This is a genomic window from Streptomyces sp. GC420, assembly GCF_009916105.1.
Classification (GTDB): Bacteria; Actinomycetota; Actinomycetes; order Streptomycetales; family Streptomycetaceae; genus Streptomyces.
In genome coordinates this window covers 1-11,097 of sequence record NZ_JAAAXQ010000054.1, presented here as the reverse complement: position 1 = coordinate 11,097, position 11,097 = coordinate 1, and the positions used below count along the sequence as shown (strand labels likewise).

Annotated in this window: 14 protein-coding genes; 6 read left to right on the top strand and 8 right to left on the bottom strand. The window is 69.0% G+C overall.

What is annotated here, in order from left to right; all coding sequences use genetic code 11:
- Nucleotides 1–76 precede the first annotated feature (76 nt).
- Nucleotides 77–646, top strand: coding sequence for a TetR/AcrR family transcriptional regulator (locus tag GUY61_RS09760; protein ID WP_166629681.1), 570 nt, complete (start codon nucleotides 77–79; stop codon nucleotides 644–646).
- A gap of 117 nt (nucleotides 647–763) precedes the next feature.
- A complete protein-coding gene (locus GUY61_RS09755) occupies nucleotides 764–1,948 on the top strand; it encodes a GDSL-type esterase/lipase family protein (RefSeq protein WP_166629680.1) in 1,185 nt (394 codons plus the stop codon).
- Nucleotides 1,949–2,383: 435 nt separating this feature from the next.
- Here the strand turns inward: GUY61_RS09755 and GUY61_RS09750 are convergent, their stop codons facing one another.
- Entirely contained in the window at nucleotides 2,384–2,761 is a 378-nt protein-coding gene (locus GUY61_RS09750) for a helix-turn-helix domain-containing protein (RefSeq protein WP_313896597.1), read from the bottom strand.
- 93 nt (nucleotides 2,762–2,854) lie between these two features.
- Here GUY61_RS09750 and GUY61_RS09745 point away from each other — a divergent pair, with 93 nt between their 5' ends.
- Nucleotides 2,855–3,499: an NAD(P)-binding domain-containing protein gene (locus GUY61_RS09745; protein WP_166629679.1), complete on the top strand. Its 645-nt coding sequence runs from the start codon at nucleotides 2,855–2,857 to the stop codon at nucleotides 3,497–3,499.
- A gap of 78 nt (nucleotides 3,500–3,577) precedes the next feature.
- Here GUY61_RS09745 and GUY61_RS09740 read toward each other — a convergent pair whose 3' ends face one another.
- The 4 genes from GUY61_RS09740 to GUY61_RS09725 all read right to left on the bottom strand — a co-directional run bounded on the left by GUY61_RS09740 (nucleotide 3,578) and on the right by GUY61_RS09725 (nucleotide 7,103).
- Nucleotides 3,578–4,150 (bottom strand): GNAT family N-acetyltransferase, encoded by a 573-nt coding sequence (locus tag GUY61_RS09740; RefSeq protein WP_166629678.1) that lies wholly within the window; start codon nucleotides 4,148–4,150, stop codon nucleotides 3,578–3,580.
- 131 nt (nucleotides 4,151–4,281) lie between these two features.
- A complete protein-coding gene (locus GUY61_RS09735) occupies nucleotides 4,282–5,085 on the bottom strand; it encodes an SAM-dependent methyltransferase (RefSeq protein ID WP_166629677.1) in 804 nt (267 codons plus the stop codon).
- A 358-nt stretch (nucleotides 5,086–5,443) separates the two neighbouring features.
- Nucleotides 5,444–5,815, bottom strand: coding sequence for a hypothetical protein (locus GUY61_RS09730; protein ID WP_166629676.1), 372 nt, complete (start codon nucleotides 5,813–5,815; stop codon nucleotides 5,444–5,446).
- Nucleotides 5,816–6,233: 418 nt separating this feature from the next.
- Nucleotides 6,234–7,103 carry a helix-turn-helix transcriptional regulator gene (locus GUY61_RS09725; protein ID WP_208105767.1) on the bottom strand — a complete coding sequence of 290 codons (870 nt, stop codon included), beginning with the start codon at nucleotides 7,101–7,103 and terminating at the stop codon, nucleotides 6,234–6,236.
- Between the two features lie 78 nt (nucleotides 7,104–7,181).
- Between GUY61_RS09725 and GUY61_RS09720 the strand changes: the two genes are divergently transcribed.
- From GUY61_RS09720 to GUY61_RS09710, 3 genes are all read left to right on the top strand, one after another.
- Nucleotides 7,182–7,943 (top strand): SDR family oxidoreductase, encoded by a 762-nt coding sequence (locus GUY61_RS09720; protein WP_166629697.1) that lies wholly within the window; start codon nucleotides 7,182–7,184, stop codon nucleotides 7,941–7,943.
- On the top strand, nucleotides 7,943–8,182 hold the full coding sequence (locus GUY61_RS09715) for an SDR family NAD(P)-dependent oxidoreductase (RefSeq protein ID WP_243766319.1): 240 nt from the start codon (nucleotides 7,943–7,945) through the stop codon (nucleotides 8,180–8,182). The genes GUY61_RS09720 and GUY61_RS09715 overlap by 1 nt, the downstream gene beginning before the upstream one ends.
- Before the next feature lie 187 nt (nucleotides 8,183–8,369).
- A complete protein-coding gene (locus GUY61_RS09710; protein WP_166629675.1) occupies nucleotides 8,370–8,579 on the top strand; it encodes a tautomerase family protein in 210 nt (69 codons plus the stop codon).
- A 155-nt stretch (nucleotides 8,580–8,734) separates the two neighbouring features.
- On the opposite strand, the gene GUY61_RS09705 is transcribed toward GUY61_RS09710, so the two are convergent.
- The 3 genes from GUY61_RS09705 to GUY61_RS09695 all read right to left on the bottom strand — a co-directional run bounded on the left by GUY61_RS09705 (nucleotide 8,735) and on the right by GUY61_RS09695 (nucleotide 10,903).
- Nucleotides 8,735–9,376: a GNAT family protein gene (locus tag GUY61_RS09705; RefSeq protein WP_313896596.1), complete on the bottom strand. Its 642-nt coding sequence runs from the start codon at nucleotides 9,374–9,376 to the stop codon at nucleotides 8,735–8,737.
- 331 nt (nucleotides 9,377–9,707) lie between these two features.
- Entirely contained in the window at nucleotides 9,708–9,908 is a 201-nt protein-coding gene (locus GUY61_RS09700; protein ID WP_166629674.1) for a hypothetical protein, read from the bottom strand.
- Nucleotides 9,909–10,309: 401 nt separating this feature from the next.
- Nucleotides 10,310–10,903, bottom strand: a complete 594-nt coding sequence (locus GUY61_RS09695; protein ID WP_166629673.1) for a hypothetical protein — start codon at nucleotides 10,901–10,903, stop codon at nucleotides 10,310–10,312.
- Between the last annotated feature and the right edge of the window lie 194 nt (nucleotides 10,904–11,097).

Below are 11,097 nucleotides of genomic sequence, written 5' to 3'. Positions count from 1 at the left end.
AACCGAAAGGTCGTGGTAATTTACCTAAAGCTATTAGGTAAACGCATGCTCGATCAGGTTGAGTGGAAGGACGGCCATGGTGCGTGTGGGGCTGACCACGGAGCGCCTGGTGCGGGCGGGCGCGGAACTGGCTGACGAGGTCGGCTTCGACCGGGTGACCGTCTCGGCGCTCGCCCGGCGGTTCGACGTCAGGGTCGCGAGTCTGTACTCGCACATCGAGAACTCCCAGGACCTCAAGACCAGGATCGCCCTGCTCGCCCTGGAGGAACTCGCCGACGCGGCTGCCGACGCCCTGGCCGGACGGGCCGGCAAGGACGCTCTGGCCGCCCTCGCCAACGTCTACCGCGACTACGCCCGGGAGCATCCCGGCCGCTACGACGCAGCCCAGTTCCGGCTCGCCCCGGAGACGGCGGCCGCCAGTGCGGGCGTCAAGCACGCGCAGATGACGCGGGCGATCCTGCGCGGCTACGACCTGGCGGAGCCGGACCAGACGCACGCGGTCCGGTTGCTGGGCAGCGTCTTCCACGGCTACGTCAGCCTGGAGTCGGGGGGAGGGTTCAGCCACAGTGCCCCGGACACGGAGGAAAGCTGGGCACGGATCCTGGACGCTCTCGACGCCCTGCTGCACAACTGGCCCGCATCGTGATCACAGCCCCGTGGCCCCGATCACAGCCCCGTGCGGCGGCCCGCCCCGGGGCACTGCCGGCGCGGGCACCGGGCGGAGCCGAACAGTCCGAACACGCTGATCCACAGGTTTGGAACCATGCATCCCAAGGACACCTGGGTCACCACACCCGTCACCGCCGACCTCCTGCGCGGCGCCCTCGACGTGGAGCACACCGAGCACGGCGTGCTGCCGCACCGGCTGCCTGCCCGGGCCCGCGCCCAGAACACCGACGGACAACTGGGCATGGCCGAGTCCCAACCGTCCGGCGTGCGGCTGGTCTTCCGGACCCGGGCGACCGCCGTCGAACTGGACACGCTGCCCACGAAGCGTGTCTACGCGGGCGCCCCACCCCGCCCGGACGGCGTGTACGACCTGCTCGTCGACGGCCGTCTGGCCGGTCAAGCCACCGTGACCGGCGGCGACACCCTGATCATCGACATGACCACCGGGTCCTTCGAGCACCGGAGGGGAAAGCCCGGGACTCTTCGCTTCGCCGATCTGCCCCACGGCGTCAAGGACGTCGAGATCTGGCTTCCGTACAACGAGACCACACAGCTCATCGCGCTGCGCACCGACGCTCCCGTCGAGCCGGTACCGGACCGGGGCCGCAGAGTGTGGCTGCACCACGGCAGTTCCATCAGTCAAGGCTCCGACGCCGCGAGCCCCAGCTCCACGTGGCCCGCACTCGCCGCGGCGCTCGGCGGCGTTGAACTGGTGAATCTGGGCCTCGGCGGCAGCGCCCTGCTCGACCCCTTCACCGCGCGAACCATGCGCGACACCCCCGCCGACCTGATCAGCATCAAGATCGGAATCAACCTGGTCAACACCGACCTGATGCGGATGCGCGCCTTCACCCCCGCCGTCCACGGCTTCCTCGACACCGTCCGCGAAGGCCACCCCGCTGTACCGCTGCTGGTCGTCTCGCCAATTCTGTGCCCCATCCACGAGGACACACCCGGCCCCAGCGTTCCGGACTTCAGCGACCTCGGCGCGGGAAGGCTCCGGTTCCGGGCCGCGGGTGACCAGGCGGAGCGCGCGTACGGGAAACCGACCCTCAACGCCATCCGCGACGAGCTGGACCGCATCGTGAAGCAGCGGACGGCCGAGGATCCGAACCTGTTCCACCTCGACGGCCGGGAGCTCTACGGCCGGGCGGACTTCGCCGAGTTGCCGTTGCCCGACCAGCTCCACCCGGACGCCGCCACCCACCGTCGTATCGGCGAGCGGTTCGCGCGGCTGGCCTTCGCCTCCTGCGGCCCGTTCACCGCCGAACGGGGCTGACGCACCCGCTCCTGGTCCGGCCCGGGCCGATCAGCCCGTGGCCGCAAATGCGGTCCGGCCGCTCGGTGAGCAGGGCCCGTTCGGGGGCCGTCAGGGCGGCGGTCCGGGGCAAGGATGCGCACAGGGCGATGGCGTGACCGACCTGCGCCGCGGATGGAAGCCGTACGTCTGCTTCGGCAGCGACAACTCGGCTTTCCACACTGCGCCGTTGGCCGTCGCGCCCGCCAACGGCGCCATGAAGGGCCGGCGGCGCGCGAACGGGCGGCAGCGGTTGGCAGGTCCGCTCACCGGCCGTCGCCCGCCTCGTGCGTACGGCCACCGCTCTCGCGCAGGCCGTCCACCCCGTGGCCGGCCCCCGGCGGGAAGAGCGGCGGAGCGCACTGACCGTACCCAGCAAGAGTCTTGCAGCCTCGCACACGCGGCCGGACGACGTGGCTACTCCCCTTGTGCTGCCGCTGCCGCGCGGTGTTGCTCCTGGGCGGCGAGGACCTGGTCGGAGTGATCGATCGCCCATTGTCCGAGGGCGGCCAGCGGCCCGTTGGCGAGGCTGTCACCCAACTCGGACAGTTCGTATGCCACGGAGCGGTCTGTCGGCGTGGTGATCCGTGTGATCAGCCCGTTGGAGTGCAGACGGCGGAGCGTCATGGTCAGGACCTTGTCACTCACGCCGGCCATGTCGTTCAAAAGGTCGATCCGGCGGCGCCTGCCCGCTCGCAGCGCCATCAGAACCACCGGGTCCCAGGTATGAGCGACCAGATCAGTGGCCAGGCGGACCGTGCAGTCGGCGGCGAAGGGCGGGCAGTGGTCGTTCACGCGTCTCTTCCTAGCGGATCCGGGCCTACCAATCGGTAGGACGCGGCTTCCTACCGTAGCGACGCATCAGTCCTTCGAGACAGGGAGAGCGACGTGCGCATCGGAATTCTCGGCACCGGCACGATGGCTTCGGCACTGGCACAGGCGTGGACGAGGCGGGGACACCGAGTCCTTGTGGGAGGCCGTTCCCAGGGCAGTGCAGAGGTGGTCGCCGGGCGGCTCGGCGGCGCGGTGGAGGCGGTGGCCCCCGTGCAGGTGGCCCGGGCGAGCGACGTCGTGGTCGTGGCGGTGGCCTGGGAAGGGCTCGACCAGGTGCTGGCACTCGCCGGTGCGGGGGAGGGAACACTGGCGGGCAAGACCGTGGTCGACTGCACCAACGCGGTGGACTACGCCTCCGGTCTGCTCGAGCCGGAGACCGGGTCGGCGGCGCAGCACGTCGCCGAGCGGGCCGAAGGCAGCCACGTGGTCAAGGCGCTGCACCTGTTCGCCGGGACGAGCTGGCTGGAGCCGACGCCGGAGGGACAGCCGAAGCGGACCGTGGCGATCTGCGGCGACGACGAGGCGGCGCTCGCCACTGCCGCCGAACTGATCCGTGATCTTGGTGGTGTTCCCGCGGTGATCGGCGGACTCGAGCACGCCAGGCAGCTCGAAGAAGTGGCCGGCTTCGTCGTGCGGGTGGTCGCCACGGGCCACAACCCCGTCACCGCCGTGCCCGTCGTCGACCGGTCACACGGCTGAGCAAGCAACTCACCGCATACCCCGGCTGGGCGTAGCGTTCCCGCCATGCTGCGCGGGTTCGGAGGCCGTGCGGTGCCGTCACGTGTTCGATCCCTGGCGGTCTGCGAGCCCGAGGCCTGTGGATCGGTGCAGTTGTCGCCCGACGATCCGGCGCCATCGGACCTCGCCCTCGTTCCATTCGCCTGTGGGCGCGAGCCCGGCGGTGGCGGCGACGGCGGCGGACGCATGATGTTCGGGGTGGATGTGGGCGATGACGGTCTGCACCCGCTGTCGGCTGAGCCAGTCGACGAGTCCTCGGGCCGCTTCGCCGGCGACGCCCCTTCCCTGCCACGGGGTTCCGACCACCCAGGCGACCTCGGCGGTGGGGCCGTGGCCGGACGGGCTGATAGTTGCCTGGACTGTGCCTGTCAGGCACGCTCCTTCACGCAGCCGGATCACCCAGTTCAGCCAGGAGACCGCCGGGTCGGGAGAGCCCGCGATCATGCGCTGGTAGCGTGAGCGCAGGACTTGCGGGGTGTCCGGGGTGCCGCCGGTGAAGGTGTGCAGCGCCGGATCGGCCAGCACCGCGGCCATCTCCTCGGCGTGCCCGACGAGAAGCGGCAGCAGGTCCAGCCGCTCGGTGCTGATGACCTGGGCGGCGATGGGGTACACGCGGCGACCTCCGGGGGGCGTTCGGTGAAGTGGCCGCGTTCGGAGAGGGGCCTCCAGGACGCGCAGCCACGCTTCTGCATGAGGCGCCGGGAACCTGGCGACAACAGTCCTGCTCCGCTTGTCCGTGCGACTCAGTGGCGTACCAGACCCACACCCCCGTACTCTTCCCACTCCCAGGTGAGCTGAGCCGGCACATCGTCATCGGCGGGACGCCAGGCCGACACTTCCGTCAGACCGGGCTCAATCAGTTCCAGGGGCGCGCAGAACGAGGCGACATCCGCTTTCTCCCGCACGCGCCCCCAGTGCCCCTGGGTCTGTTCATCCATGAAGCCGGTGACGAAGTCGCGGATCTCGGCGGAGTCACTGACGAGTTGGCAGACCACCATCATGCTGCCGGACGGCAGCCTGTCAGCGACCCGGGCAATCAGCTCACCGGGACGGCTGCTGTCGGGAATGCAGTGCAGCACGGACACGAACAGGGCAGCCACCGGTTCGTCGAGGTCGATGAGCCGGCGCACGGGCTCGCTGTCGAAGATCTCCTCGGTGTCGCGCAGGTCGGCCTGGAGCACGGCGGTGCGCTCGTTGCTCTCCAGCAGGGCACCGCCCATGGCACGCACGCTGGGGTCGTTGTCGACGTACACCACGCGGCTTGCGGGGGCGACCCGCTGCGCGACCTCGTGAACATTCTCCTGGGTGGGCAGCCCCGAGCCGTGATCGATGAACTGACGGATGCCGTACTCGGCGGCCAGCGTATGCACGGCCCTGCGCAGGAACTCGCGGTTGTTCAGGGCCAGTTCCCTCATGCTGGGCACCTGCTTGAGCAGTTCGCCGCACGCTTCCCGGTCAGCTGGGTAATTGTGACGGCCGCCCAGCAGACTGTCGTACATCCGGGCCACGCTCGGAACCGTGACATCCACCCCGTACGACGAGCTCATTGCGTCCCCTCCCGCCCGCGACGCACCGCCCCTCGGCGCTGTGACGGCACATTGTAGTGACGGCAGTCACGTCAGACACCGTGCATTGGCCGGTGGTCACTCCATGGAGCGGCAGGGGAGGGCAGCGGACCGCCCCGCAGGGACTGACCTGGGCGGGCTGCCCCAACGCCAAGTGATCGTTTCAGAAGGAGACGGGTACGTACACGGTTCACTGCGGCCGGGGTGTCATCGGTTGAGCACTTCGTCCCGGACGTTGCCGCCGCTGGCCCAGATCCAACCATCGTCGCAGTGACGGGCTCGCGTGACGGACAGAGACCTGGACCGCCTGCGGCGTGCGCACGCACGAGAGGACCCCTGGCTATCCCTCCTCCCCACGGCTGGCTTCCATGCGGAGAGCGATGGTGCGCAGCAGGTCCGCGGAGGTGATGTCGGTGCGGCCTGAGTCGTGGATGTCGGCGAGTTCGCTGAAGATGTAGCCCACGCCCGTGATGAAGCGGGCCATGAAGTCGCCGAGTTCCCGGCTGACGGTCGCGCCGATCTCCTCCGGGGGCATGTCGGCCGGGACGGTGACCTTCGGCATGACTTCGTTGAGGAGTTCGCCGACTGCCACTGCCTGGGCGTCGCTGCTGTCGTCGTCGGCGGCCTCCTCCGTGCGGCCCCATTCGGTGGCTGCCGTGAGGTAACCGACGAGGCGGAGGATGATCTCGCGTTGTTGCTGCTCGGGGGTCATGCCGTGAGGTTAAGTGCGGCAGGCATTGCACCGCGGTACCGCCGGGGCCTCCGGCAGAGCGAGCCGGGCCGCCGTTCGGGTGATGCCCGACTGCTGTGGCAGCCGTTTCCATCGCAGTCACGCGCCGGCCGTGACTGCTCTTGCCCAGCACATGCAGGGGCAGAGGCCCACCGGAAGGCCCTGGTCTCCGGGTGGTCCGCCGGCCGGTCGATGCGCCCACCGGACTTGGGCCGGCGAAGTCCATGTCCAAGCGGTACCGGCCCGTGGCGCCACCCTCGTGTTCTTCCCACCCAGCGCTCGGGGGACTGTCCTTCTGCGGCCGAGTCCCGTTCAGGCCTGCGCGGCGTGCGCCATCCGCGACGGCCCCGGGCCGGTCCCGGTGTTCTGCCGGCGATCAAGGCTGTGGAGGACAAGGTGTTCAGCGTGTCGGTTCGACGATGTCCTGGGTGCCGACGACCGCGAGCAGGTCAAGCAGGCCGGCGCTGTCCGTGCCGACCGCGGGGGTGAACCAGAGCAGCCGCTGCCGGCCGTCCTCGCTGAACAGGTTGAGGCAGTTGACCTCGATCAGACCCAGCGTGGGGTGGTTGAGGCGTTTGCGGTCGTCTCGCCGGAACGCCACGTCGTGGTCGGCCCACAGTGTGGCGAATTCGGAGGAGATGCCGAGCAGCGCACCGATCATTGAGTTGGCCTCGGCGTCCTTCGCGTCTCGCCTGGCGGCGGCTGCACGCAGATCGGCGACGAAGGCGCGGGACTGCGCTTCGTGGTCGGCTTCGGGGTAGAGACGCCGGGCGTCGGGGTCGGTGAACCACCGGTGGACGAAGCTGGCCCGGGCACCCCGGAACCCGGAGTGGTCTCCGAGCAGTGCCACTGCGAGTGGGTTCTGCACGAGGGTGACATGCAGGTCGGTTATCACCTGTGCAGGTGTCGACGTCAGACGACTGAGCAGATCGAGCATCCCGGGGTGTACGTGCGAGGCTGCTCCGCCGTGCACAGGCACCGGCCGGTCCGCCAGGTGGTAGAGGTAGTCACGTTCGTCAGCGGTCAGGCGCAGAGCCCTCGCCAGCGCCGCGATCATCTGCTCGGACGGCTGGGACCCGGCTCCGCGCTCGAGCTCGTTGTAGTAGTCCACTGATGCCCCGGCGAGCTGGGCGACCTCATCGCGACGAAGCCCGGACACCCGGCGCCGGGGGCCGGCCGGGAGCCCGACGTCGGCCGGGCGGATGCGTTCACGCCGTGAACGCAGGAAAGCCCCCAGCTCGGCGTATTTCACAGAACCCATGCCATCCATTCTGCGTCCGGTCGGGTCATGGACACAGGGGATGACATCCCCTGGTTCCGCCGGCGGGCGTCGCGCATCGTGGAGGACATGACTACGAACCACTCCACTTCCGCACCGGCGGCCGCACGGGTCGCCGTCGTCACCGGAGGATCACGCGGCATCGGCCGGGCGGTCTCCCGCAAGCTCGCCCGGGACGGTCTGGCCGTTGTGGTGAACTACGCCCGTGACGCGGCTGCCGCCGAGGAGACGGTGGCAGCGATCACCGCCGCCGGCGGACGGGCGATCCCCGTGCAGGCGGACGTGGCGGACGAGAGCGCGGTCGCCACGCTGTTCGACCGGGCGGAGCAGGAGTTCGGCGCCGTGGATGTCGTCGTGAACTCCGCAGGCCGACTCGCCCTGTCACCCATCGCCGACCTCGACCTGACCGTCCTCGACGCGATGCACCGCACCAATGTCCGCGGCACTTTCGTAGTAGCCCAGCAGGCCGCCAGGCGACTGCGTGCGGGTGGCTCGTTCGTGGGTTTCTCGACCTCCGTGGTCGGCACCCAGTTCCCCGCCTACGGCGCGTATGCGGCGAGCAAGGGCGCCATCGAGTCGATCACGCTGATCCTCGCCCGCGAGCTGCGCGGTCGGGACATCACCGTGAACACCGTCGCTCCCGGGCCCACGGCCACGGACTTGTTCCTCGCCGGCAAGACTCCCGAGCAGATCGACCGGCTCGCCAGTACCCCGCCACTGGAGCGGCTGGGCACCCCGGAGGACATCGCCAATGTGGTCGCTTTCCTCACCAGCCCGGAAGGGCACTGGGTGAACGGCCAGATCCTGCGGGCCAACGGGGGCCTGGTGTGATGACACAGCCGAACGTCGTGATGGTCACCGGCGCGTCCAGCGGCTTCGGGAATCTCACCGCACGTGCCCTGGCCCAGGCAGGCCACATCGTCTATGCCGGCATGCGCGCCACCACCACCCGCAACGTATCCGCCGTCGCCGCGCTCGCGCAGGTCGCAAAGGACCGCGGCGTACGGATGGCCGCTGTGGAGATGGACGTCCAGGAACGGATTCGGTCGACGCCGCCATCGATCAGGTGATGACGGAGCAGGGACGGGTCGACATCGTGGTGCACAACGCCGGCCGCATGGTTCTCGGGCCGGCCGAGGCATTCACCCCCCCACACCGGCCTCTGACCATTCCGGCAGCGCCCGAGGAACGTCCATCGGCCCCCTCGGCCAGTCGCTTCCGCACCCCCGGAAGAAGCCACCCAAGGAGAAACAAATCATGCCTTTCGCTAATTTCAAGGTCCCCGCAGGCACCATCACCGCCGAGGACAAGAAGAAGATCGTGGAGCGCACCACCGACCTGTACGCGGAGATCTACGGCGAGCGGGCTCGTCCCACCACCGTCGTGCTCATCGACGAAGTCGTCGACGGCGGCTGGGGCGTCGCAGGCAGCGTCCTGACCGCTGCCGTGCTCAACGGCGACGCCTGACCCCTGTCGCCCGCATGGGGCCGGCGCCGCGGCGCCGGCCCCATGCGGGCATTGCCCCGACGACCCGGAGGAACAATCCTGCGGGCGACGCACTGACTATTCGCGACCTGCCCGCGCTGCACCCCGGAAATCCGGCTCGACGGTAAAGGAGTGGATCAACTTCGAACGGCGTTCGACGTAGGACTCGAACTCGGATGATCGCTCATCGAGTGCGCTTGCGTGAACTCGTCAACGAGCATGCCCATCATGACGAGATCGTGATACCCGCCGACGGAGAACACGTGATCGCGCAGGCGGCCCTCCTCGACGAAGCCGAGCCGGCGATGAAGGGCCAGCGACGCCTCGTTGTGCGCGAAGATCCGCGCCTGGCACTTGTGATAACGCCGCTCCGCGAACATGAAGCGCATCAGCATCACCACCGCTTCTGCGGCGTAGCCCTTGCGCCGATGATCAGCGCCGATGGTGACACCGTGCTCGAACCAGCCGGCACGTGGATCACCGTGGTGCGAGCCGACGACGCCGACTATTTCCCCCGTGTCGACGGCTTCGACGGCCAACCCGAAGCAGTCGCCCTCGGACTTGGCAGTAGCCTGCTCCTTCGCCCACGTGCGGAATGCCTCGGCGGAGCGAGGCGGTTGGAGCAGATCTCCCAACCGCTCCTCGTCCACGGCGAAACGCATGAACGCGGTCCAGTCGTCGCGCTCGATACCGCGCAGACGTACCCGCTTGCCGGTCCAGAACGATGTCATCCCATATTCGATCACGCCGCAGCGCGCGAGATCCAGACCCTGGATCACTCCTGAAACCGCCTGCGACCTGGCACTTCAATGTTGCCGAACCCGCCGGGTCACGGTGGCGGCCCAGGCACGCCCAGTCGGTCGCACCCGTTCCTTGTGCGGGCCGGAAGAAACGCCGCAGTTCCTCGTCGGGGGACGGCGCTCCGGCGGAGTTCCGCACCGTGACCGCGAGATCCAGGACCTCGTCACTGGACCATCGGTGAACAGGGCTCCGATAGGCGAGGTCATCTCGCGCGGCTCAACCCGGCGAACCTCCAGCGCGGCCGGGTCGTTGCTGCGGCCGCCGCCGTGTCGCCCGTCGGGCTCTACACACGCCGTGTAGGGGGTCGGTCTACAGCTTCGGCCGCGGCTGCGGCTTGTCGTAGTCGGGGTCGTCTTCCTTGGACGGCAGCGGCGCGGGGGACTGGTCCCAGCGGTTCACCCAGCCGCAGAGGGCGCACGAGTAGCGGCCATTGAGTCCTTCGACCATGGCTGAGCAGCCTCCGCAGATGCCGCGGGTGATTTCGGCGTGCTCAGGTGGCGTTGTTGACATGACCGGAGGATACCGTCGTGGGGGTGGGGGCGGCCCCGGAGGACCAGCCGCATTGGTTGTTGCAGGTCCAACGTCCGTCGGGGCCTTGGCTGGCGCCGGCGCCGCAGTTCGCGCAGTTCACGATGGGCCTCCTGGCGGTGGGGGCGGTCGAGCCGGCATGCGGTTGCGCTGGAGACTGCATACCCACCGGGCCGACTGCCGAACGAGGCAGTGACCAGTTCATCCCCGGTCGGCCCTGCTCAGGACGACAGAAGACTCGCGCGACACCGGCCTCACCGCATCACCCGTGGTGGAGGCGGTGGAGCGGTTGACCGCTGCGGGTGCGGCCGTGGTCCGTGGACGACTTGCAGGGCAGGCCCGGTCACGTGGTGATGGCAGGTCCGGAAGGAAACGAGTTCTGGTTATGCGGCCGCCGGGGCTGACGGGCGCTGAACGTCCAGGACGACCGCCGTTCCGGCGACGGTCCGGTCCTCGTGCATGGTGATCACTTGACCAAGCTGAAGGTGCTGCCACATCGACGGGGAGAGTGGGGCGAGACGCACCGTGGCCCGTCCGCCAGGCTCCATGAACGGCGCGAACTCGACCCAAAGGCTGGCGACGTAGAGGTCCAATTCCCCTGTTGCGGTTCGACGCCCGATGTTCCACATTGGTCGAAGGACGCCGGCTCCCGAGAAGGGTATCTGTCGGCGGGCCTCGTCGGCAGGTGCGAGGGTGAGGTCGGCTCGGATGATGCCGTGTCGGGTTTCGTAGCAGCGCCAGTGGCACCAGGCCGCGCTCCTCTCCAGCCGCATCCGCTCGGCGGCGGTGGCGAGGGCCTGCCAGAAGTTGAGCGAAAGCGGGTGGACGTCGCCGAGTTCCTCCAGCAGACCGAGAGCCACTTCCCACTCGTCGTGGGTCAGGTACTCCCAGACGTCGTTCACCGTGATGTCGTTCTCGGTGGCGATCTCTTCCGGGACCAGCAGGGAAGCTGCTTCCAGCAGCCTGGGGACGTCCATGCCCCGATTCTGAACGATGGTCCGTTCCTGCGGGCCGACCCGTCTCCCGCTCTCAGGCCGGCCAAGCTTTAGACGTCGTCTCATTTGGGCGTGCTGGGTAGTCTGCACCCGTGGTGGTGGTCGAGCGCATGGTGCCGGACGAGTTGTGGGAGCTGTTCCAGCGGGTGGTCCCACCTGCTCCATCGCGGCCGCAG